The organism is Mesorhizobium sp. M0239 (assembly GCF_040321815.1).
Classification (GTDB): Bacteria; Pseudomonadota; Alphaproteobacteria; order Rhizobiales; family Rhizobiaceae; genus Mesorhizobium.
In genome coordinates, this window is the sequence record NZ_JAMYSG010000043.1 from 21,791 (window position 1) to 44,652 (window position 22,862).

General features: G+C 63.3%; 18 protein-coding genes and 1 pseudogene. 14 read left to right on the forward strand and 5 right to left on the reverse strand.

Annotated elements, in window-relative coordinates; translation table 11 throughout:
* Position 1 precedes the first annotated feature (1 nt).
* Positions 2 to 868 (forward strand): carbon-nitrogen hydrolase family protein, encoded by an 867-nt coding sequence (locus tag NKI99_RS30645; protein WP_023811157.1) that lies wholly within the window; start codon positions 2 to 4, stop codon positions 866 to 868.
* A complete protein-coding gene (locus NKI99_RS30650; RefSeq protein ID WP_023811158.1) occupies positions 865 to 1,290 on the forward strand; it encodes a DUF1178 family protein in 426 nt (141 codons plus the stop codon). The genes NKI99_RS30645 and NKI99_RS30650 overlap by 4 nt, the downstream gene beginning before the upstream one ends.
* 4 nt (positions 1,291 to 1,294) lie before the next feature.
* Here NKI99_RS30650 and NKI99_RS30655 read toward each other — a convergent pair whose 3' ends face one another.
* A complete protein-coding gene (locus tag NKI99_RS30655) occupies positions 1,295 to 1,780 on the reverse strand; it encodes a MarR family winged helix-turn-helix transcriptional regulator (protein ID WP_023811159.1) in 486 nt (161 codons plus the stop codon).
* A gap of 99 nt (positions 1,781 to 1,879) precedes the next feature.
* On the opposite strand from NKI99_RS30655, the gene NKI99_RS30660 reads away from it, so the two are divergent.
* Positions 1,880 to 2,806 (forward strand): DMT family transporter, encoded by a 927-nt coding sequence (locus tag NKI99_RS30660; protein ID WP_023811160.1) that lies wholly within the window; start codon positions 1,880 to 1,882, stop codon positions 2,804 to 2,806.
* On the opposite strand, the pseudogene NKI99_RS30665 reads toward NKI99_RS30660, so the two are convergent.
* Positions 2,803 to 3,143 (reverse strand): annotated as a pseudogene (locus NKI99_RS30665) (MmcQ/YjbR family DNA-binding protein). The gene NKI99_RS30660 and the pseudogene NKI99_RS30665 sit on opposite strands and share 4 nt — an antisense overlap.
* 26 nt (positions 3,144 to 3,169) lie before the next feature.
* Entirely contained in the window at positions 3,170 to 3,919 is a 750-nt protein-coding gene (gene ubiG / locus NKI99_RS30670) for a bifunctional 2-polyprenyl-6-hydroxyphenol methylase/3-demethylubiquinol 3-O-methyltransferase UbiG (RefSeq protein WP_023811162.1), read from the reverse strand.
* A gap of 279 nt (positions 3,920 to 4,198) precedes the next feature.
* Here ubiG and NKI99_RS30675 point away from each other — a divergent pair, with 279 nt between their 5' ends.
* Positions 4,199 to 4,771 carry a putative glycolipid-binding domain-containing protein gene (locus NKI99_RS30675; RefSeq protein ID WP_348629846.1) on the forward strand — a complete coding sequence of 191 codons (573 nt, stop codon included), beginning with the start codon at positions 4,199 to 4,201 and terminating at the stop codon, positions 4,769 to 4,771.
* An 11-nt stretch (positions 4,772 to 4,782) separates the two neighbouring features.
* Here NKI99_RS30675 and NKI99_RS30680 read toward each other — a convergent pair whose 3' ends face one another.
* The gene (locus tag NKI99_RS30680; RefSeq protein WP_352441701.1) at positions 4,783 to 6,639 is read right to left on the reverse strand and encodes a CHASE3 domain-containing protein; all 1,857 of its coding nucleotides are present in this window, start codon (positions 6,637 to 6,639) and stop codon (positions 4,783 to 4,785) included.
* 257 nt (positions 6,640 to 6,896) lie between these two features.
* Between NKI99_RS30680 and NKI99_RS30685 the strand changes: the two genes are divergently transcribed.
* From NKI99_RS30685 to NKI99_RS30725, 9 genes are all read left to right on the forward strand, one after another.
* Entirely contained in the window at positions 6,897 to 8,150 is a 1,254-nt protein-coding gene (locus NKI99_RS30685) for an aspartate kinase (RefSeq protein ID WP_013529459.1), read from the forward strand.
* Between the two features lie 83 nt (positions 8,151 to 8,233).
* Entirely contained in the window at positions 8,234 to 10,504 is a 2,271-nt protein-coding gene (ptsP, locus tag NKI99_RS30690; RefSeq protein WP_013529460.1) for a phosphoenolpyruvate--protein phosphotransferase, read from the forward strand.
* 10 nt (positions 10,505 to 10,514) lie between these two features.
* Entirely contained in the window at positions 10,515 to 11,594 is a 1,080-nt protein-coding gene (prfA, locus tag NKI99_RS30695) for a peptide chain release factor 1 (protein ID WP_352613274.1), read from the forward strand.
* The gene (gene prmC, locus NKI99_RS30700; protein WP_352613275.1) at positions 11,587 to 12,459 is read left to right on the forward strand and encodes a peptide chain release factor N(5)-glutamine methyltransferase; all 873 of its coding nucleotides are present in this window, start codon (positions 11,587 to 11,589) and stop codon (positions 12,457 to 12,459) included. The genes prfA and prmC overlap by 8 nt, the downstream gene beginning before the upstream one ends.
* A gap of 303 nt (positions 12,460 to 12,762) precedes the next feature.
* A complete protein-coding gene (locus NKI99_RS30705; protein WP_352613277.1) occupies positions 12,763 to 13,686 on the forward strand; it encodes a DUF4167 domain-containing protein in 924 nt (307 codons plus the stop codon).
* Between the two features lie 219 nt (positions 13,687 to 13,905).
* The gene (gene clpB, locus NKI99_RS30710; RefSeq protein WP_352613279.1) at positions 13,906 to 16,512 is read left to right on the forward strand and encodes an ATP-dependent chaperone ClpB; all 2,607 of its coding nucleotides are present in this window, start codon (positions 13,906 to 13,908) and stop codon (positions 16,510 to 16,512) included.
* Between the two features lie 115 nt (positions 16,513 to 16,627).
* The gene (locus tag NKI99_RS30715; RefSeq protein WP_352613281.1) at positions 16,628 to 16,993 is read left to right on the forward strand and encodes an MmcQ/YjbR family DNA-binding protein; all 366 of its coding nucleotides are present in this window, start codon (positions 16,628 to 16,630) and stop codon (positions 16,991 to 16,993) included.
* A 148-nt stretch (positions 16,994 to 17,141) separates the two neighbouring features.
* Positions 17,142 to 18,647, forward strand: coding sequence for a L,D-transpeptidase family protein (locus NKI99_RS30720; RefSeq protein WP_352613283.1), 1,506 nt, complete (start codon positions 17,142 to 17,144; stop codon positions 18,645 to 18,647).
* A 220-nt stretch (positions 18,648 to 18,867) separates the two neighbouring features.
* A complete protein-coding gene (locus NKI99_RS30725; protein ID WP_352613285.1) occupies positions 18,868 to 20,427 on the forward strand; it encodes an MFS transporter in 1,560 nt (519 codons plus the stop codon).
* A gap of 6 nt (positions 20,428 to 20,433) precedes the next feature.
* Here the strand turns inward: NKI99_RS30725 and NKI99_RS30730 are convergent, their stop codons facing one another.
* Entirely contained in the window at positions 20,434 to 22,401 is a 1,968-nt protein-coding gene (locus NKI99_RS30730; protein ID WP_164892966.1) for a M23 family metallopeptidase, read from the reverse strand.
* Positions 22,402 to 22,653: 252 nt separating this feature from the next.
* Here NKI99_RS30730 and NKI99_RS30735 point away from each other — a divergent pair.
* Positions 22,654 to 22,862: hypothetical protein (locus NKI99_RS30735; protein ID WP_352441783.1), on the forward strand; the 209-nt coding region annotated here is incomplete at its 3' end.

The following is a 22,862-nucleotide window of genomic DNA, read 5'->3' on the forward strand; positions in this document are numbered from 1 at the left end:
GATGGGTGTTTTCAAAGCCGCTGCGATCCAGATGCGTTCAGGCGAGAGCCCCGAGCGCAACGCCGTCGATCTCGAACGGCTGGTGCGTGAAGCAGCTGGCCAAGGTGCCGCCTACATCCAGACGCCGGAAATGACCGGCGCGCTGATCCGCGACAAGGAAGCTCGCGCCGCCTCCTTCACCTCCGAGGACAAGGATATCGTCGTTTCGACCGCGCGCAAGCTGGCCAAGGAACTCGGCGTCTTCCTGCATATCGGCTCGACAGCCATTTTACGCGCCGACGGCAAGCTCGCCAACCGGGCGCTGCTGTTCGGGCCGGACGGCGCCACGCTCGCGACATACGACAAGATCCACATGTTCGACGTCGATCTCGACAATGGCGAGAGCTGGCGCGAATCCGCCGCCTATGAGCCGGGCACCGAGGCCGTCGTCACCGAGATCGAGGGTGCAAAGCTCGGCTTCGCCGTTTGCTACGATCTGCGCTTTCCGCAACTCTTCCGCGCCGAGGCACTGGCCGGCGCCGACCTGCTTTCCGTACCTGCCGCCTTCACCCGGCAGACGGGTGAGGCGCACTGGCATGTGCTGCTCAGGGCCCGCGCCATCGAGAATGGCGCCTATGTCGTCGCCGCCGCGCAGGGCGGCTTGCATGAGGATGGCCGCGAGACCTACGGTCATTCGCTGATCGTCGATCCGTGGGGCCGTATCATCGCGGAAGCCGCGCATGACGAGCCGGCGGTGATCATCGCCGAGATCGACCCGGCGCAGTCGCTTGCCGCGCGCAAGAAGATCCCCAATCTCAGGAATGCGCGGGATTTCGCCGTCAATGCTGGCTTGGGCGAGGCGCCGCGGCTCAGGGGTGCAGCCTCTTGATCCGTTTTGCCCTGATCTGTGAGCACGAGCACGAATTCGAAGGCTGGTTCCGCAGCAACGACGATTTCGACACCCAGAAGAAGCGCGGCTTTGTCGATTGCCCCACCTGCGGTTCGCACAAGGTGCAGAAAGCGCTGATGGCGCCGGCTGTCTCCACGGCGCGCAAGCAGGAAACCATAGCGCTCGCCATGGGCGAGGCGCAGAAGCAGGCTCTGGCGCAGCTGAAGGCGATGGCCGAGAAGGTGCGCGAGAATGCCGACTATGTCGGCGACAAGTTCGCCGAGGAAGCGCGAAAGATCCATTTCGGCGAGAGCGACCCGCGCGGCATCTATGGCGAGGCGACGCTGGACGAGGCCAAGAGCCTGGCCGAGGATGGCGTCGAGTTCATGCCTATCCCGGTATTCCCGGACGATCGCAACTGACCGGCTAGCTGACGCTACCGATCAATTTCTCAAGCAGCCGAGAGAGCGTTTCGCGTTCCGCCTGCGTCAAGCCCGAGAGAACCGCGTGCTCGTTGGCCACGTGGGCGGTAACGGCCTCGTCGACCAGCGCCAAGCCCTTTTCGGTCAGCCTCACGACAATGCCGCGTCTATCGTTGGGATGAGGCCCACGCAGGATCAATCCGGACGTTTCGAGCCGGTCGAGCCGGTTGGTCATGGCGCCCGATGTGACCATCGTCGCTTCATAGAGAGCGGTCGGCGTCAGCGCATAGGGTGAGCCAGCGCGGCGCAGCGTCGCCAGCACGTCGAACTCGCCCGACTGCAATCCATAGCGGGCAAACAACGGCGCCAGGCGCTCGCGGGCGATCAGCGAGGAGGCCTCGTTCAGCCGTCCGAGCACGGCCATCGGCGAGACATCCAGATCGGGCCGCTCCCGCTTCCATTGCTCGATCGCTCTTGCTGCCCTGTCCAACTGTCTCACCATTATTTATCTTGACGTTAAGAATCTTGCCATTATCTTATCGTAACATGCAATGCCGGCCAAGAGCCGCCGCGCTACAGGATTCGGTCAATGAAACTTCTCTGGGATTCGGCGCTCGGCCTGCTGGTCGTCACCGGCGGCCTGCTCGGCCTGACGCTGCCCTTCGGCAAGCTCGCCACGGCTGCCGGCGTGCCGGCCATGGTCTGGGCCTTCGTCATCTCGCTCGGCGCCGGCGGGGTCTTGCTGTGCGTGCTCTTGGCTCGCGGCAAGCGGGTCCGGCTCACCGCGCACAAACTGCGCTATTTCTTCGTCACCGCCGCGGTGTCCTATGCTGTCCCCAACCTCCTGATGTTCTCGGCCATCCCGCATCTGGGCGCCGGCTACACCGGCATCATGTTCACCCTGTCGCCTGTCATCACACTGGTGTTCTCGATCCTGTTGCGTGTCCGGCGCCCCAACATGCTGGGCATTGTCGGCATCGCCGTCGGCTTCGTCGGCGCTGTCATGGTGGCGGTGACGCGCGGCGAGGCCGGCCAGCCGGCCGATTTGTTCTGGGTGGCGATGGGGTTGCTCATTCCGGTCAGCCTTGCCGTCGGCAACATCTACCGCACGGTCGACTGGCCGGACGGCACCGGCCCGATCGAGCTTGCCGTCGGCAGCCATCTGGCGTCAGCGGCGATGCTGCTTGCCGGCATTCTTCTCCTGTTCGGCGGCGAGGCTTTCGTGCCACTCGGCGGCGTGCCGCTGGTGGTGGTCGCGCAGGTCGCGTCGGCGTCGGCGATGTTTGCCTTCTTCTTCAGGCTGCAGGCGGTTGGCGGTCCGGTCTATCTCAGCCAGATCGGTTATGTGGCGGCCGCCGTCGGCCTGTTTGCCGGAACCATCTTCCTCGGCGAGCACTATCAGTTGCTGACCTGGGCAGGCGCGCTCATCATCACTGCCGGCGTGTTCATCACCACCAGGGCACAAAGCCAGAAGGGTCGAGTTCCTGCAGCCGGAGCCGCCTTGCCGATCCGTTAGGCCTGGCTCGCGTCAAAGATTTTCCTGAGAGCCGGCGGGGCAACATTTCGCCATGACATCCGTATTGCGCTGCGAAATGTCTTTCATCGCATGCGTCAAGAATGATCGACGTCCAGCCCTTTCGTCCCCATCCACCAGGCACTGGCTTGAAAACCAGCGGTTCGGCTGCAGTCGTCATCTCTTGCTGGCCGATGTCGAGCTTTATGACGGCGCGATCGTTTTCGGGCAGCGACATGAAGATGCGATTGCGTACCCGGAAGTCGGCCTTGCCGAAATGCGATTTCTCGGCCGCTTCGGGAAGCTCAAGCGCCAATTGTCGGGCTCTCACACTGTCCACGGTCCGACAAATCTCCAGATCAGCCTTCAGACCGAGCCTTTTTCCGCCAGGACCATGTAGTTGACGTCCATGTCCTTCGACCGCGCCCAGCGGTCGGCCAGCGGGTTGTAGGTGACGCCGGTGCGGTCGATGATGGTCAGGCCGGCGCCGCCAAGCGCCTTTTCGAGCTCTTCCGGGCGCACCAGCTTGCCGAACTGGTGGGTGCCGCGCGGCAGCCAGCGCAGCACATATTCGGCCCCGATGATGGCTAAGCCCAGCGCCTTCAGCGTGCGGTTGATGGTGGCCACGAACATGATGCCGCCGGGCCGCACCATCTCGCCGCATTTGGCGACGAACAGGTCGATGTCGGCGACATGCTCGACCACTTCCATGTTGAGGATGACGTCGAATTTCTCGCCGGCGTCGGCAAGGTCCTCGGCCGTCGTGGCGCGATAGTCGACGCTGACATTGCCCTCGGCGGCGTGCAGCTTGGCCACTTCGATGTTGGTTTCGGAGGCATCTGCGCCCACAACCTCGGCGCCAAGCCGCGCCATCGGCTCGCACAGAAGTCCGCCGCCGCAGCCGATGTCGAGGATGCGCAGGCCCTCGAAAGGCCTTGCAGCGCGCGGGTCACGGCCGAAGCGCGTCGCTATCTGGTCGCGGATATAGGCCAGCCGGACCGGATTGAATTTGTGCAGGGGACGGAATTTGCCGTTCGGGTTCCACCATTCGGCGGCAAGGGCGGAAAAGCGTTCCACTTCTCCGGCATCGATCGTCGATCGTCGGGGCTCTGGCATCGGTTGGTCTCCTCGACACTACAGCGCCGCGCGTCCTCTTGGACGCGCAAAGGACGCTGTAGCACTTTAAATTCTGCGTATGATCCTTTCCGAAATCGACTTCGATTTCGGGGTCATGCGCTAGGAAGTCGGGCGTGAGGCCGCGAATGTCAAGGCAGCATTTTCCTCGGCCTGCCAGGCAACAGGCTCTGTCAGGGCATGTCACCTGTCACGCGCCTGCATCGAAACACAATTGATCCGCCGGGCGAAAAGGAGACAGGATTTGAATTGGAGGAAACCATGATGAAACAGGAAACGGCTTCGATCCTTTGGCACCGCCTCGACGTGGAGGGTCACGACGCCTGCCTGTTGTCACAGACCAATGTCGGGCACAGTCTCGAGGGACAGGCCATCTTCATCCAGGACGGCAAGCCGTGCTGCCTTGGCTATGAGGTGATCTGCGATGTCGGCTGGCGCACGCGTTCAGCGCGGATCGACGGCTTTCTCGGCACCCGCAAGCTGCATTATGCGATCGAACGCGATTCGGACGGCCAGTGGACGCTGAATGGCGAAGTCCAGCAGGGCGTCGACGGCCTTGTCGATGTCGATCTTGGCTTCACACCGGCATCGAACCTGCTGGCGATCCGCCGGTATGACCTCGGCATCGGCGAGGCGACGCCTGCTCCGGCCGCCTACCTGACTTTCCCTGAACTGAGCCTGGTGCGCCTCGATCAGACCTATCGGCGTCTCGACACGGTTCGCTACGCCTATGCCGCGCCGGTGTTCGGCTATGACGAGACCCTCAACATCTCGCCGCACGGCTTCGTTGTCGACTATCCTGGCCTGTGGAGAAGCGCGGCTGCGTCAGACTGAAGCGATTGTAATCAATCCGCTGCGCCCTGCGTCGTGCCGAGCACGTCACGCAGTTTCGCCGCCAGTTGCTCGATGGTGAAGGGCTTGGCGAGGAAATGCACGTCGTGGTCGAGCACGCCGTTGTGGACCACCGCGTTCCTGGTGAAGCCGGTGGTGAAGATCACCTTCAGCTGCGGCATGCGGGCAACGGCCTCTTCCGCCAGCTTGCGGCCGTTCATGACGGGCATGACGATGTCGGTGAACAGAAGGCCGACGTTCGGGCGCTCCGCCAGTTTCTGCAACGCTTCCTCGCCGCTCGCGGCATGAATGACGGTGTATCCGAGTTCGCGTATGGCCTCGGTGGTGGAGACCCTCACGCGGGCATCATCCTCGACGACAAGGATCGTTTCGGTGACCGGTGCGGCGGGGTTGTCGCCTCGCCCGGTGGGCACGGCCGGCTCATCGGCGCCGAAATACCGCGGCAAGTAGATCTTGATCGTCGTGCCTTCGCCGGGTTCGGAATAGATATTGACGTGGCCGCCCGACTGTTTGACGAAGCCGAACACCTGGCTCAATCCCAGGCCGGTGCCCTTATTGACCGGCTTGGTGGTGAAGAAGGGTTCAAAGGCCTTGGCGATGACATCGGGGGTCATGCCCGAACCGGTGTCGCTGACGGCGATCATCACATACTGGCCGGCCGCGACTTCGGCATGGGCGGCGGCGTAGCTCTCATCGAGATGGCTGTTGGCGGTCTCGATGGTCAGCTTGCCATCATCGCCCATGGCGTCGCGCGCGTTGACGGCCAGGTTGAGAACGGCGTTCTCGATCTGGCTCGGGTCGGCATGGGTTTTCCACAAGCCTCCCGCCAGCACCGTTTCGATGCGGATGGTTTCGCCGAGTGCCCGACGGATCAGGTCGGACATGCCGGTCAGCAGACGGTTGGCGTCGACGATCTGCGGCGCCAGCGGCTGCTGGCGCGAGAAGGCGAGCAGCCGGGCCGTCAGATTGGCGGCACGGGTCGCGGCATCGATCGCCGCATCGACGAATTGTGCGATGTCGTGCTCGCCGCGCGCCAGCTTGCGCTGGGCGAGGTTCATGGCGCTGATGATCACCGCCAGCATGTTGTTGAAGTCGTGGGCGATGCCGCCTGTAAGCTGGCCGACAGCCTCCATCTTGTGCATCTGGCGGATCTGGGATTCGGCCTTTTCGCGTGTCTCGATCTCCTTGCCGAGGGCGACGTTCTTGCGCACCAACTCATCCTGGGCAACGGCAACCTCACGGAAGCGGCGGCGCGATTCCCTGATCGCGTAGCCGGCAAGCAGGAAGATCGCCAGCAGCGCCGCCACCGAACCGATGCGTAACCAGGCCTCGACCTGGTCGGTATGCGCATCGCGCGCGGCGACGGCTGCGGCGCTGATGCGTCGGACCGTATCCATGCTGGTCCGGATTTCCTCCATGACGGCCTTGCCCTGGCCGCTGCGAACCAGATCCAGCGCATTCGTCGCATTGCCCTGGTCGTACAGGGCAATCGTCTCGGCCAGTTCAGCCTGCTTTTGCGAAAGCGCGTCCTTCATATGGCTGATCTGCTGGACGAGCTGGTCGTCAGGGGCAGTCAAGCTGTCGATGCGGGCAAGTTGCCCCGGAATGGCGCCGACAGCGCGCTGATAGGGATCGAGATAGGATTCCTCGCCGGTCAGCAGATAGCCGCGTTGGCCGCTCTCTGCATCTTGCGCCAGCGAAAGCAGTCCCGAAAGCAATTGCTGATATTCGATTGCCTCGCGCGCGGCGGCGCGGTTGGCCCGCTGTTCCTCGACCAGCATGGCACGGCTGCCGACAATCAGCGCCAGCACGGCAAAGCCGGCGACAAGCGGGAGCGATTGCCATCGCATGGCGCGTCGAAGACGAGCAATCATCATCTGTTATGCCGAACCAAAAGAATTCCCCGCAGGCAGCATTTCGTAGGCGGCGGCGGGGCGGAAGGCAATATGCCGGCTTCTGGAACCGGCAATCGGCCGCCAGCCTTGCGAAACCTTCATCATTTGGCTAAGGAGGCCGCGCATTCAGCGGCCGGCGTCAGCCGGCCTTCCGCTTTTCGGGATTCCGGCTTTTGGCCGGGTCCGGCTTCAGGCAAAGGCATTTCGCTCCCATGGCGCGCATCGTGATGAAATTCGGCGGAACCTCGGTCGCCGACATCGCCCGCATCCGCAACGTGGCGCGTCACGTCAAACGCGAGGTCGACGCCGGCCACGAGGTGGCGGTGGTCGTTTCGGCGATGGCTGGAAAAACCAATGAACTGGTCGGCTGGACGCGTGAGGCCTCGCCGATGCACGATGCACGCGAATATGACGCGGTCGTCGCTTCCGGCGAACAGGTCACGGCCGGCCTTCTGGCCATCACCTTGCAGAATATGGGCGTGCATGCACGTTCCTGGCAGGGCTGGCAGATCCCGATCAAGACCGACAATGCGCATGGCGCGGCGCGCATCCTCGACATCGACGGCGCGTTCCTGATCAAGCGCTTCGGCGAGGGCCAGGTGGCGGTGATCGCCGGTTTCCAAGGCATCGGCCCGGACAATCGCATCGCCACGCTCGGCCGCGGCGGCTCCGACACTAGTGCTGTCGCCATCGCCGCGGCGGTCAAGGCCGATCGCTGCGACATCTACACCGATGTCGACGGGGTCTACACCACCGATCCGCGCATCGAGCCCAAGGCGCGGCGGCTGGCCAAGATCTCGTTCGAGGAAATGCTTGAAATGGCTTCGCTCGGCGCCAAGGTTCTGCAGGTGCGTTCGGTCGAGCTTGCCATGGTGCACAGGGTGCGTACCTTCGTGCGGTCGTCCTTCGACGATCCCGACGCGCCCGGAATGGGGGATTTGCTCAATCCGCCCGGAACGCTCATTTGCGACGAGGAAGAGATCGTGGAACAGCAGGTCGTCACCGGAATTGCCTACGCCAAGGACGAAGCGCAGATTTCGCTGCGCCGGGTCGGCGACCGGCCGGGCGTTGCCGCCGGCATCTTCGGGCCGCTGGCCGAGGCCAACATCAATGTCGACATGATCGTCCAGAACATTTCCGAGGACGGCAAGTTCACCGACATGACCTTCACCGTGCCGTCGGGCGATGTCGACAAGGCGCTGGCCGTGCTTGAACGCCTCAAGGCCTCGATCGGCTACGATGTCGTGCAGTCGGAAGCCGGCATGTCGAAGGTTTCGGTCATCGGCATCGGCATGAGGAGCCATGCCGGCGTCGCCGCCACCGCTTTCAAGGCGCTGGCCGACAAATCGATCAACATCCGCGCCATCACGACCTCCGAGATCAAGATTTCGATCCTGATCGACGGTCCATATACGGAACTTGCGGTTCGTACTTTGCATTCCGTCTACGGTCTGGATAAGCAGTAGCGAGAACGATTTGAGTTGTTGCGTGTGCGCCGGTCGCGGTGGAAACTGCGGCGGGCAGAATGCCCATTGGAGAACAAGCCGCGATGCGTGATCAGGCCAGTGGCCCGCGCGTTTTGCTCAAACGGCTCCGCGAGCTCATGCAGGAGCCGCTGGAGCCGCAGGAGCGGCTTGACCGGATTGTGCGCGACATCGCCTCCAACATGGTCGCGGAAGTCTGCTCGCTCTATGTGCTGCGCGCCGATTCGGTGCTCGAACTCTACGCCACCGAAGGTCTGAACCCGAACGCCGTCCATTTGGCGCAGTTGCGGCTGGGCCAAGGTCTGGTCGGCACGATCGCAGCCAGCGCGCGGCCGCTCAACCTGTCCAATGCGCAGGAACACCCTGCCTTCGCCTATCTGCCGGAGACCGGGGAAGAGATCTACAACTCGTTCCTCGGCGTGCCGGTGCTGCGGGCAGGGCGCACGCTGGGCGTGCTGGTGGTGCAAAACAAGACCATGCGCCACTACCGCGACGACGAGGTCGAGGCGCTGGAAACCACCGCGATGGTGATCGCCGAGATGATCGCCACCGGCGATCTGGCGCGGCTGACCCGGCCCGGCCTCGAACTCGATCTGCGCCGTCCTGTCAGCTTCACCGGCCTGTCCTTCAATGAAGGCGTCGGGCTCGGCCATGTCGTGCTGCACGAGCCGCGCATCGTCGTCACCAATCTTTTCAACGAAGACAGCGAGGAAGAGGTCCGCCGGCTCGAGACCTCACTCAGCTCGCTCAGGCTGTCCATCGACGACATGCTGGAACGCCGCGACGTCGCCTTCGAAGGCGAGCATCGCCAGGTGCTGGAAGCCTATCGCATGTTCGCCAACGATCGCGGCTGGGTGCGGCGGCTGGAAGAGGCCATCCGCAACGGCCTGACGGCCGAAGCGGCGGTGGAAAAGGTGCAGAGCGACATGCGCGCCCGCATGCTGCACATGACCGATCCCTATCTGCGCGAGCGGATGAGCGATTTCGACGACCTCGCCAACCGCCTGCTGCGCCAGCTGATGGGGCGCGGGCCGGAAGATGTCGCCGCATCGCTGCCGAAGGATGCCATCATCGTTGCCCGTTCGATGGGGGCCGCCGAGCTGCTCGATTATCCCCGCGACAAGATGCGCGGGCTGGTGCTCGAGGATGGTGCCGCGACCAGTCACGTCGTCATCGTCGCGCGTGCCATGGGCATCCCCGTCGCCGGCCAAATGAAGGGCGCCGTTTCCATGGCGGAAAACGGCGATGCCATCATCGTCGACGGCGAAGAGGGCGTGATCCATTTGCGGCCGCAGCCAGATCTCGAGGCCGCCTACGCCGAAAAGGTGCGTTTCAGGGCGCGCCGGCAAGAGGTCTACCGCGAGCTGCGCAAGAAGCCGTCGACGACCAGAGATGGTGTCCAGGTCGATTTGCTGATGAATGCCGGTCTTGCCGTCGACCTGCCGCAGCTTGCCGAAGCGGGTGCGGCCGGCATCGGCCTGTTCCGCACCGAACTTCAGTTCATGGTCGCCTCGACATTTCCCCGGGCCGAAGCCCAGGAAAAGCTCTACCGCGACGTGCTCGAGGCGGCGCGCGGCAAGCCGGTCACCTTCCGCACCATCGATATTGGCGGCGACAAGGTGCTGCCCTATTTCAAGGGCGCGATCCAGGAAGAGAACCCGGCGCTTGGCTGGCGGGCGATCCGCCTGACGCTCGACCGGCCAGGGTTGTTGCGCACCCAGATCCGCGCTTTGCTCAAGGCCAGCGGCGGCCGCGAATTGAAGCTGATGCTGCCGATGGTGACCGAGCTGGGCGAGATCGCCCAGGCACGCGAGATCATCGACCGCGAGGTGCGGCATTTGTCGCGCTTTGCCCATCATTTGCCGACCAGCCTGAAGCTGGGGGCGATGTTGGAAGTGCCGTCGCTATTGTTCCAGCTTGATGAATTGATGAAGGCGGTCGATTTCGTCTCGGTCGGTTCGAACGACCTGTTCCAGTTCGTCATGGCCGTTGACCGCGGCAACACGCAACTGGCCAACCGCTTCGACACGCTGTCGGCGCCGTTCCTGCGCGTGCTCAAGCAGATCGCCGATGCCGGCGTCCGCAACCATACGCCGGTGACGCTGTGCGGCGAACTCGCAGGCAAGCCGATCTCGGCGATGGCGCTGATCGGTCTCGGCTTCCGTTCGATCTCGATGTCGCCGGCCTCGATCGGTCCGGTCAAGGCGATGCTGACGGAACTGCCGCTGGACGAGTTGAAGGCGTTTTTCGACGACAATCTGATGGCTCCGGCACAGGGCTTGCCGATGCGGGCGCTGCTGCAGGCCTTTGCCGACGACCGTTCGATCCCGTTATAGCAGCTTCATCATGGTCAATTTGCCCCGCGATCGTATGGATCAAGTCGTCAAGCGTTTCGAGATGCTCGAAGCGCAGATGTCGGCCGGCCCGGCGCCGGATGCCTATGTGCGGATGGCGTCTGAATATGCGGAAATCCAGGACATGGTGGCCAAGGTCAGGGCGCTGCGCCTAGCCGAGCATGAGCAGGCCGACCTCGAAGCCATGCTTGCCGACAAGGGCACCGATGCCGAGATGCGGGCGCTCGCCGAGGCCGAGCTGCCGGAGGTCGAGGACCGTATCGAGGCGCTGCAGAAGGACATCCAGATCCTGCTGTTGCCCAAGGATGCCGCCGACGACAAGAACGCCATTCTCGAAATCCGCGCCGGCACCGGCGGTGACGAGGCCGCGCTATTCGCCGGTGACCTGTTTCGCATGTATGAGCGCTACGCCGCCGAACGCGGCTGGCGTTTCGAGACGGCCTCGGCCAGCGATGGTGACGCCGGCGGCTACAAGGAAATCATCGCCACCGTGTCCGGCAAGGGCGTCTTTGCGCACCTGAAGTTCGAATCCGGCGTGCACCGCGTGCAGCGCGTGCCGGCAACCGAGGCGAGCGGGCGCATCCACACCTCGGCGGCAACCGTCGCGGTGCTGCCAGAAGCCGAAGAGGTCGACATCGACATCAGGGCCGAAGACATCCGCATCGACACGATGCGCGCCTCGGGTTCGGGCGGCCAGCACGTCAACACCACCGATTCGGCCGTCCGCATCACCCATCTGCCGACCGGCATCATGGTCGTGCAGGCGGAGAAATCGCAGCATCAGAACCGCGCCAAGGCCATGCAGATCCTGCGGGCCCGGCTCTATGATCTGGAGCGCGGCAAGGCTGACGAGGAGCGTTCCGAATCGCGCAAGTCGCAGGTCGGTTCCGGTGACCGCTCGGAACGCATCCGCACCTATAATTTCCCGCAAGGCCGCGTCACCGACCACCGCATCAATTTGACGCTGTACAAGCTCGACCGGGTAATGATGGGCGAACTCGATGAGATCATCAACGCGCTGATCGCCGATCACCAGTCGAAATTGCTCGCCGACATCGGCATCGATGACTGACCTGCCCGATGCACTCGGGCCGCTGCTGCGGGAAGCGCGGGCTCGGCTCGGCGCTACCGTCCACGACCCGGCGCTCGATGCGCGGCTGATCGTCGAGCATTTTTCGGGCACGACGCGCACGCAAGCCATTGCGGACCCCGAACGCAGGCTCGGCGCCGGCGTTGTTGCCGAAATCGATGCCGCCTTGAGACGTCGCGCTAGCGGCGAACCGGTGCATCGCATCCTCGGCTATCGTGAATTCTACGGTTTGCGCCTGTCGCTGTCGCCGGAAACGCTGGAGCCGCGGCCGGATACCGAAACGCTGGTCGAGGCGATATTGCCCTTCGTCAAGGCAGTTGCGGCGCGGGAAGGCGGGTGCCGCATCCTCGATCTTGGCACCGGCACCGGCGCCATTGCGCTGGCGCTGCTCAGTGTCGTGCCGACGGCTAACGCCACGGGCGTCGACCTGTCCGCGGGTGCGCTGGTGACGGCGGCGCGCAATGCCGGGCAACTGGGTCTTGCAGGCCGGTTCACGACGCTGCAGTCGGACTGGTTCGAAAAAGTTTCCGGCCGGTACCATGTAATTGTCGCAAACCCTCCCTATATAACCACGGAAGACATTGGAAATCTGCAGGACGAAGTCCGCAATTTCGACCCGCGCCTGGCCCTGGATGGCGGCGCGGACGGTCTGAACCCCTACAGAACCATTGCTGCGGAAGCGGCAAGGTTTTTGGAAACTGAAGGCAGGATTGCGGTCGAGATCGGCCAAACGCAACGCAACGAGGTCTGCGAGATATTCGCTGCAGCCGGCTATGGGCCGGGCGGTGCTTTTCGTGACCTCGGTGGAAACGACAGGGTTGTTGTCTTTGAAAGGATAAAGCCTTGACGCAGTGCAAAAAAGCGCTTGGCAATGCCGGGGAATGCGGCTAGGGTCGCCTTAACCGGATGAGACGAAGCAGGCAGTGCTCTTAGCGATTCGGTTTTCCTTGGAAATAGCTGCCTTCTTGCGCAAACGATGCCCAAGCTTCGTGCGGGAATCGTCCGGCAAGTGATGTAACCGGAACAGGATGGCACGTGGCGCCAACGCAATCGATGCGGGCGAACGCCGGTGAAGAGACGAAACGGCTGGCTGCATGAGCGCCTCCGTTCGTGAAGAGTTTTTCGAAAATTTCAAAATGAAGAGAGTTTGATGAGGCCACAACAGCAGAACAGGCGCATGCGCGGTCGCAACAATAGTGGCGGCGGCGGTGGTAACAATAACAACAACAATAACAACAACAACCGCAAGGGGCCTAATCCCCTGACGCGCAACTACGAGAGCAATGGCCCGGATGTGAAGATCCGCGGTTCGGCTCAGCAGATCGCCGAAAAATACGCCACCCTTGCCCGCGATTCTCACAGCTCCGGCGACCGGGTCATGGCGGAGAACTATCTCCAGCACGCCGAGCACTACAATCGCATCATCGCGGCCGCACAGGCGCAGATGCCGATCCAGAACGCGCAGCAGAATCGCGATGATTTCGAAGATGACGGCGACGAGGATCGCGACGATTTCGACAATGGCGGCAACAACAACAGCAACACTGTTTCCGACGCCCAGATCCCGGTGATCAACCATGGCGCCGGCCCGCAGCCGGTCATCGAAGGGACGCCGGCCGAGGTTGCGCTCAACCGGGAAGGTGGCCGCGAGGCCCGCGATAACAATGGCGGGCGTAACAATGGTGGCCGCGACAACAATGGCGGGCGCCATCGCGATCGTCGCCCCAATGGCGGTTATGGCCAGAACGGCCAGCGCGACTTTGGTTCACCTGTGGAGCAAGGTGGTCAGCCCCAGGGCAACGAGCCCCCGGTTCAGGGCGAAGCCGTTTCGCCGACCGAATCTGTAGCGCCGGCCGAACCGGCTCCGTCGTTCGAGAATCTTTCCCCGGCAGGTCTTGCCGCCCAGGCCGAACTCAACGAGGCGGCCGCCGAAAGCGGGGCTGCCCGTCGTCCGCGTCGTCCGCGCCGCCCGCGCGTCAACGCCGATCAGGTTGATGGCGGTGGCGAAAGTGCCGAGGCGGCCCCGGTCGAAAGCGGCAATGCCCAGCCGGTCAATGTCGATATCGACAACTGATCAAACGGCACCTCAAGACATGGAACGGCGGGGAGAAATCTCCGCCGTTTTCGTTTGGGCGGCCGTGCAATATTATGAAGTTGCCGATATCGAGACGTCTTGAGGGTTCGAAGCTTGTGCACCATATCAGCCTCAACTGGACCCGGCTCGACCGGGCGGGTCCGTCACCGCAATCGGATCCGGTGCCGCAAAGCGGGCCGGTGATGGAAGGAGACAGATATGAACCTCGAGAAATACTCAGAGCGCGTGCGCGGCTTTATCCAGTCCGCGCAGACTATGGCGCTTTCCCGCAACCATCAGCAATTCACTCCTGAACATATCCTGAAAGTGCTCGTCGACGACGATGAGGGCCTGGCCGCGTCGCTGATCGAACGCGCCGGCGGCAACGCCCGCGACGTCAAGCTTGGCGTCGAGACGGCGCTCGAAGCGATGCCCAAGGTCGAGGGCGGCAATGGCCAGCTCTATCTGGCCCAGCCGCTGGCAAAAGTGTTTTCGACCGCCGAGGAACTGGCCAAGAAAGCCGGCGACAGCTTTGTCACGGTGGAGCGGCTCTTGCAGGCGCTCGCCATGGAGAAATCGGCCAAGACCGCCGACATACTGGCCAAGGCCGGCGTCACCGCGCAGGCGCTCAATCAGGTCATCAACGATGTCCGCAAGGGCCGCACCGCCGATTCGGCGAGTGCCGAACAGGGCTACGACGCGCTGAAGAAATACGCGCGCGACCTGACCGCGGATGCCCGTGCCGGCAAGCTGGACCCCGTGATCGGCCGTGACGACGAGATCCGCCGCACCATCCAGGTGCTGTCGCGCCGCACCAAGAACAATCCCGTGCTGATCGGCGAACCCGGCGTCGGCAAGACGGCGATCGCCGAGGGCCTGGCGCTGCGCATCGTCAATGGCGACGTACCGGAATCGCTGAAGGACAAGCAGCTGATGGCGCTCGACATGGGCGCGCTGATTGCCGGCGCCAAATATCGCGGCGAGTTCGAGGAGCGGCTGAAGGCAGTGCTCTCCGAAGTCACCTCGGCCAACGGCAACATCATCCTGTTCATCGACGAGATGCACACGCTGGTCGGCGCCGGCAAGGCGGATGGCGCCATGGATGCGTCGAACCTGTTGAAGCCGGCTTTGGCGCGGGGCGAGTTGCACTGCGTCGGCGCCACCACGCTCGATGAGTATCGCAAGCATGTCGAGAAGGATGCAGCGCTTGCCCGCCGCTTCCAGCCGGTGTTCGTCGACGAGCCGACGGTGGAAGACACCGTCTCGATCCTGCGCGGCCTGAAAGAGAAGTACGAGCAGCACCACAAGGTGCGCATTTCGGATTCGGCGCTGGTGGCGGCGGCGACGCTGTCCAACCGCTACATCGCCGACCGCTTCCTGCCGGATAAGGCGATCGACCTGGTCGACGAAGCCGCATCGCGGCTGCGCATGCAGGTCGATTCCAAGCCCGAGGCGCTGGACGAGATCGATCGCCGCATCATGCAGCTCAAGATCGAACGCGAGGCGCTGAAGGTCGAGACGGACGGCGCCTCGAAGGATCGGCTTGCCCGCCTGGAAAAGGAACTCGTCGGCCTTGAGGAGGAATCGACCGAGATCACCGCCAAATGGCAGGCGGAGAAGCAGAAGCTCGGGCTGGCCGCCGATCTGAAGAAGCAGCTCGACGAGGCGCGCAACGACCTTGCCATTGCCCAGCGCAAGGGTGAATTCCAGCGCGCCGGCGAGCTTGCCTATGGCAAGATCCCGGAGCTGGAAAAGACGCTGAAGGAGGCCGAAACCCAGGACGGCAAAGCCGGCATGGTCGAAGAGGTGGTCACCCCCGATCATGTCGCCCATATCGTCTCGCGCTGGACCGGCATTCCGGTCGACAAGATGCTGCAGGGCGAGCGCGACAAGCTGCTGCGCATGGAAGATGAGATCGGCAAGCGCGTCGTTGGCCAGGGCGAGGCTGTGCAAGCTGTCTCGAAAGCCGTGCGGCGCGCCCGCGCGGGCCTGCAGGATCCGAACCGGCCGATCGGCTCGTTCATGTTCCTCGGGCCGACGGGCGTCGGCAAGACCGAGTTGACCAAGGCGCTGGCAAGCTTCCTGTTCGACGACGACAGCGCGATGGTGCGCATCGACATGTCGGAGTTCATGGAAAAGCACTCGGTCGCCCGGCTGATCGGTGCGCCTCCCGGCTATGTCGGCTATGAGGAAGGCGGCGCGCTGACGGAAGCGGTGCGGCGCCGGCCTTATCAGGTCGTGCTGTTCGACGAGATCGAGAAGGCGCATCCCGATGTGTTCAACGTGCTGTTGCAGGTGCTCGACGATGGCCGCCTGACCGATGGCCAGGGCCGCACGGTCGACTTCCGCAACACGCTGATCATCATGACGTCGAACCTGGGCGCCGAATATCTCGTCAATCTCACCGAGGATCAGGACGTCGATCTGGTTCGCGACGAGGTGATGGGTGTCGTCAGGGCGTCGTTCCGGCCGGAGTTCCTCAACCGCGTCGACGAGGTGATCCTGTTCCACCGGCTGCGCCGGCAGGATATGGGCCGCATCGTCGAGATCCAGCTCAAGCGGCTGGAGAGCCTGCTTGTCGATCGCAAGATCACACTTTCGCTGGACCAGGAGGCGATCGATTGGCTGGCGGCCAAGGGCTACGACCCTGCCTATGGCGCGCGACCGCTGAAGCGGGTGATGCAGAAGGAATTGCAGGACCCGCTGGCGGAGAAGATCCTGCTCGGCGACATCCTCGACGGCTCGACCGTCAAGGTGACAGCCGGTTCCGACCGGCTGAACTTCCGCTCGAAACCGACGATTGTGGCGGCGGAAGTGGCAGCCTGATCCAAAGCCGCGCGTCCATCCCGGACGCGCGGCTTTTTAGGTCTTTGTCATATGCATGTCGTTCTCCCAAAATCGGGGCCACTTTTGGGCGACATGCGCAAAAAAGCGGGCGCGGATGACACTGGACGATTACAACAGCTTCTGCGCCTCGCTGCCCGCGACGAGCCATGTCGTCCAGTGGGGCGGCGCCCATGTCTGGAAAATCGGGGCCAAGGTCTTCGCGATCGGCGGCTGGGACCAGGGCCAGCAGCTCTTCGTCACCTTCAAATGCTCCGATATCGCCTATGACGTGCTCAAGGAGCAGCCGGGCCTGCGGCCCGCGCCCTATCTTGCCTCGCGCGGCATGACATGGATCCAGCGTCGGACAAGCCAGAGCATGGATGATGCCGCGCTGAAGGACTATTTGCGCGAGAGCCATCGCCTTGTAGCCCTGAAACTGACCAAGCAGGCGCGCAAGGAATTAGGACTTGCCGCAAGCTAGTCTATATTCCTCGAGGCGCCGGAAAACCGCCATCTTCATGCCCGGTTCATGTTGGAACCATATGGTGGGTAACTGGTTTGCTGGCGAGGGGCTTCGCCAGAGAACAATGCCGGGCGGCGGCAATTACGGACCGGAGAGTTTCGCCACTATGCTGCGTACGATCTTCACCCTTTCGGTACTTGCCGGCGGGCTTTTGTCTGCCAATGCAATCGCTGCCCCAACGCAGGACAGCGCACCACCGATTGTCCGTGCCGCCGATACCGGGGGCATCCTTATCGCCCAGGACGGCAATCTCGACATCTACTACGACGCTAGAGGCAACCGCGTCATCGTCGATGCCGATACCGGCAAGGTCATCGCCATCCAGCCGCCGCAGACCCGGCTCGACCGTCGTGCCCTGCGCCGTGAGACACGACTGCGCGAATTGGGCCGCGCCCCCGACGGCGACGACCGCTACTATCTCGACGATCCGGAAGACATGGCGCGGTTCCGCCGCCAGCAGTTGGAAGAGGAAGGCCGCGTTATCCCGCCGCCGGCGGACGAGTACGATCCCTATGGGGACAATTCCGTCGAAGCCTATCCTCCCCCACCGCAGGACGATGGCAGCTACGACGACAATTATCCCGACGCGCCGCAGCCGGCGAAGCCGGGCACCATCAAGCGCCAGCCGCTGAACGAGGCCTCGATAGACCCTGCCCAGCCGGCGATACCCGCCGATCAGGCGGCTCTGCCACCAAAGGCTGGCGACAAAACCACTGTTGCCCCGGCACTTTCGCTGGGAGCGCGCCAGGATGTCGCCGCCCTTCAGGTGCTGCTCGACCGGGGTGGCGCTTCGCCTGGCGTCATCGACGGGCGTTTCGGTTCGAATGTCGACAAGGCGCTCGCTGCCTACAACCAGATCACCGGCGCCAATCTGCGATCGACCGACGCGGTCGCCATCCAGGCGGCACTTGCGCAATCCGGCGGCGATGCCTTCGCCAACTACACGATCACAGCGGAGGATGCGGCCGGTCCCTATGTCGCGTCGATCCCGGAAGACTACAGCCAGAAGGCGCAACTCGACCGCATGGGTTACACGTCGGTGACCGAGGCGCTCGCGGAGCGCTTCCACATGGACGAGAATTATCTCAAAGCGCTCAACCCGGACGTCGATTTCAATCGTCCCGGCGCGACCATCAAGGTCGCCAATTTTGGAAAACTGGTTTCGACGCCGGTGGCCCGCATCGTCGCGGACAAGGACAAGAAAGAGGTTTTCGCCTATGATGCCGGCGGCAGACTGGTCGCGGCCTATCCCGCAACCATCGGCTCATCGGACACGCCGTCACCGTCCGGCATTCACACGGTGTCGCGCGTCGCGCTCGATCCGAACTACACCTACAATCCCAGCATCAATTTCAAGCAGGGCCAGAACGACAAGGTCCTGACCATTCCGCCGGGCCCGAACGGTCCCGTCGGCTCGGTCTGGATCGCCCTGGACAAGCCGACCTACGGCATCCATGGCACGCCGGATCCGTCGAAGATCGGCAAGACCGAAAGCCATGGCTGTGTGCGCCTGACCAACTGGGATGCGCGTGAACTGGCCAAGCTGGTGTCGCCGGGTGTGACGGTGGAGTTTGTCGGCGGACCTTCAGCCGATGATTTTGCGCAGCAGTGAACTGTGAAGTGCGGCGGCATAGACCAGATGCACGATCAGAATGAAACCGAGCTTTCAAGTGGTCGCCTCACCGAAATCCCCGCCGGCTGCGTGTAACGGCGCCAGCATGACTGTGCCATTTGCGCCCTGACAGAGTGCGACCTGGCCAAACGGCTGGTTTCAGCGACAGCAAGCCACTGGCTGGTTGTTGCCGGTGCGCTAGGGGTTTAAGCAAGATTTCATGCATTCACCGAGTAAAGCTGCCGCCGTCCCGCTGACCAGCCCGGTCAGGAATGGGACGTTCTGTCCGCAGTCGCAGCGGCGATTTGTGCTGATCGCGGCAATTCTGGCCTCGGCGCTTGGCTTCATAGACGGCTCGATCCTGGCCATCGCCACACCGGCGATCCGCGTCAACCTCGGCGCCAGCCTTGCCGAGGCGCAGTGGATTTCCAATGCCTATGCGTTGACGCTGTCGGCGCTGATCCTGGCCGGGGGTGCCGCCGGCGACCGATTCGGCCTACGCCGCGCCTTCGTGGCCGGCATTGCGCTGTTCATCGTCGCTTCGCTTGCCTGTGCGCTGGCGCCGAATGCCATTGTGCTGATCGCATTTCGTGCCGTCCAGGGCATTGGCGCAGCGATCATGGTGCCCGGCAGCCTCGCCATCATCGCCAAGGCCTACCCGAAGAAAGAACGCGGCCGCGCTATCGGCATCTGGGCGGCGGCTTCAGCGCTGACCACGGCACTTGGCCCGGTGTTCGGCGGTTTCGTGCTGTCGGCCTTCGGCGACGGCATCTGGCGGGCGATCTTCGCCATCAACCTGCCGCTCGGGCTTATTTCGATCTGGCTTCTGCTGGCCAAGGTTCCAGCCGATACGCCGACGGAGAAACGCAGCCTGGATCTCGGCGGTGCAGCGCTCGCGACATTGGCCTTCGGCGCGCTTGCCTATGGGCTGACCTCGATGAGCGCCAGCGGCGAGGGCCTCATGGCAGGGCCGAGCATTGCCGCAGGCGTCGTATTGCTGGCTGTCTTCATCTTCTTCGAGCTTCGGCAGCGTGAGCCGATGATCGACCTCAGCCTGTTTCGTGTCGGTGCTTTCGCCGGTGCCAATGTGGCGACGTTCTTCCTCTATTTCGCGCTATCGGCCAACCTTTTCTATCTGCCGATGCTGCTGATCGCCGGCTGGGGGCTGAGCACGGCCGAGGTCGGCTTCATCTTCCTGCCTTTGTCGGCAGCGATCGCGCTTTTGTCGGGACCTGTCGGCAAGCTGTCGGACCGGATCGGACCGCGTTTTCCGATCGCCTGCGGCAGCCTGGTAGTGGCTTTCGCGTTTGCCGGGCTGGCCTTGCTCACCTACGCCGGTATCCATAATTTCTGGACCGGAACATTCCCGCTGATGGGGCTGATGGGGCTCGGCATGGCTCTGGTCGTATCGCCTTTGTCGACCGCGATCATGACGGCGGTGGAAGACAAGGACACGGGGGCGGCCTCCGGCATCAACAATGCCGTCTCACGCATCGGCGGTTTGATCGCGGTGGCGGCGATGGGCTCGCTTGCCGCATGGGTTTACGCGAATGCACTGGACGCGAGCGCAACGCCGGGCATCCCAGGATTTGGTGAACCGGCGCCAGCCGGGCTTGCGCCGGCCATCGATGCGGCGAGGCTCGCCGCCAGCGACGCCGCTTTTGCCGCGGTCTCTTCGGTGACCGCGCTGCTTTGCCTGCTTGCGGCTGTCATCGCCTGGATGACCATTCCCGGTGAGCGATTGCCATGGCCGCGACAGGCCGAAGATACGCCAGGCTGAAGCGGGTCAACCGTCGATCTTGGCGCTCGCAACCTTCAGCGAATCGCTGTCTTCCTGCTTCAGCAGTTCGTCGATGCGCTCGCGCTCGCGCTTGAAGGCAACGAGGTCATCGCCCTTCAGCACCTTGCCGACCGGCAGGCGGACACGCATCGGATCAACCTTGGTGCCGTTGACGATCAGTTCGTAGTGAAGATGCGGGCCGGTGGCGAGGCCGGTCTGGCCGAGGAAGCCGATGGTCTGGCCCTGGCGGACGTGCACGCCCGGTTCGATGCCTTTGGCAAAAGCGCTCTGGTGATTGTATGATGTCTCATAGCCATTGGCATGGCGGATGATGATCTGCTTGCCGTAACCGCCGGCCCAGCCGACCTTCTCGACCGTGCCGTTGCCGGCGGCGATGATCGGCGTGCCGATCGGCGCGGACCAGTCGACGCCGGTGTGCATGCGGACATAGCCGAGGATGGGATGCCTGCGGGCGCCGAAACCGGAGCGGAATTTCCCGGCGGGCAGGGGATTGCGCAACAGGAACTGCTCGGCGCTCGAGCCGTCCTCATCGAAATAGTCGGTGCCGCCGTCCTGCATCTGGAAGCGGTAGAAGTTGCGGGTCTGGCCGCCGAACGTCGCCGAGACGTAAAGAAGCTCGGAGCTGTCCGAGGTCTGGTCGTCACCGTCGGGCTGCGAGAACAGGACTTCGATGCGGTCGGCGGGGCTGAGGCGGGATTGGAAGTCGACGTCGGACGCCAGCAACTTGATCAACCGCTGCGTCATCACCTTGGACATGCCGTAGGAATAGGCGGCGCGGTAGATGCCGTCATAGACGTTGGGCAGGTTGCCGCGCACCACCACGGGCGCCGACGAATCATCGAAGGCCGTCAGCAATTCGGGGTTCGGATCCGGTTCCTGCGCCGGCACATACTGGCCGCGATCGTTGAGCGCGATGGTGACGATGTGCTGGGTCCGGTCATAGACGCTGGTGCGCACGACCTTGGCGGCATCGCCGTGAACCTCAAGACCGACACGCAGCACGGTTCCAGCTTTGAGCGCCGTTGCGTTGAGCAACTTGGCGATAGCTTCGGCCATTCCGGTGGCATCTTCACCCGTGTAGCCCGAATTAGCAAAAGCCTCGGTGACGTCGAGATCCTTGGTGAAGGGGATGATTTCCTCGGCGAAAGCCGGCGCCTGGTCGTCAACAGTGGCGCGGGGCGCCACCGAGACATTTTCCGGCACGATCTTGACGTCGTAGGAGCCCGCCATGCTCTCGGCAAAAGCTTCGCCGAATCGCTGCGGGTCGACATAGTGAAGTGAAGCGACCTGCACGGCGCCGTCGCTGAGGTCGGTGCCGGCTTCGCGCACCACTTTTTCCACCTCGTCGGCGGAGAGGTCACTCTTTTCGTCGAAGGAAGCCGTTTCGATCGGAAAATCGATGGTCTTCAGGCTCATCTCGCTTTCGACCTTGGCGCCGTAGATCTGGCCGGAAGCGGCAGAGGCCGTCGCCGGCTGGGCATTGTCGTCGCTGTCGTCGCCGAACACCTGCATCGGGTCGAAGGGTGGGTAGGCGCGGCTGGTGGTGTGGCCGGCGGCAAGGGCCATCTTGATCTGGACGAAAGGCATGGTGTGGATGACGTCGCGGTCGCCGACCTTGGTGACCATCGACACTTCCATGCGGCGGCGGTCCTTGGCCTTTGCGATCTGACGCGGCGCCACCAGCCTGGTGGTCTTGGCGACTTCGCCAGAATCCCCGTTGCCGGCAAGGCTGATCAACTCGGCGATCTCGGGTGGGGTGGCTAGTTGCTGGCGGCCGTCAAGGGCGGCGAACAGCGCCACGCCCATCAGCACGCTCGAGGTGACGCCAGTGAGAAATGTTCCCGACAGCCAGCGTGCAGAAACCTCGCGCCGGTCGGGCGGGCCGCTGCGGCCATCCGCGACAAGCGGCGGCTCGTTGCCGAGTTCGGCTATGACATCTTCCGTGTCTGGCATCCAGAAAGGCTGCTTCTTCCCCGGGCGGAACGGCTTGTCGCTTTTGTTGTGGCCGTGACATTTGCCTGTCATGGCAGGTGAAGTCAACGAAGCGCCAGGCTCCGAACGAATTGCCCCCAAGCACTTCTCTTATAGAGCGCCCTACCAGGCGGGGCGGTGTACCTTCTCTGCAAGGCCATCGCACACTCCTATATAGGAGGGCTCATAAGAGAGGGGCTGCTCCGTCGGCGGCGCCCACTTTCGTTGGCTTTGGTGTCGAACGGCAATGCGGCGGCAATAGGGCTCCTTCCTGGCCGTCCAATCGGTATTGCCAGCGTTCCCCTGGGGCAGTCGGCTATCGACAGATCCGGTCCGAAATTTCTGTCGCAAAAACTTCAAAAACATTGTCGATGTGTGTTGACAGTTGTCGAGTGTGGCGACTATATACGCCTCACGAACGAGGGCGGCTCGCCGCTGGCGAC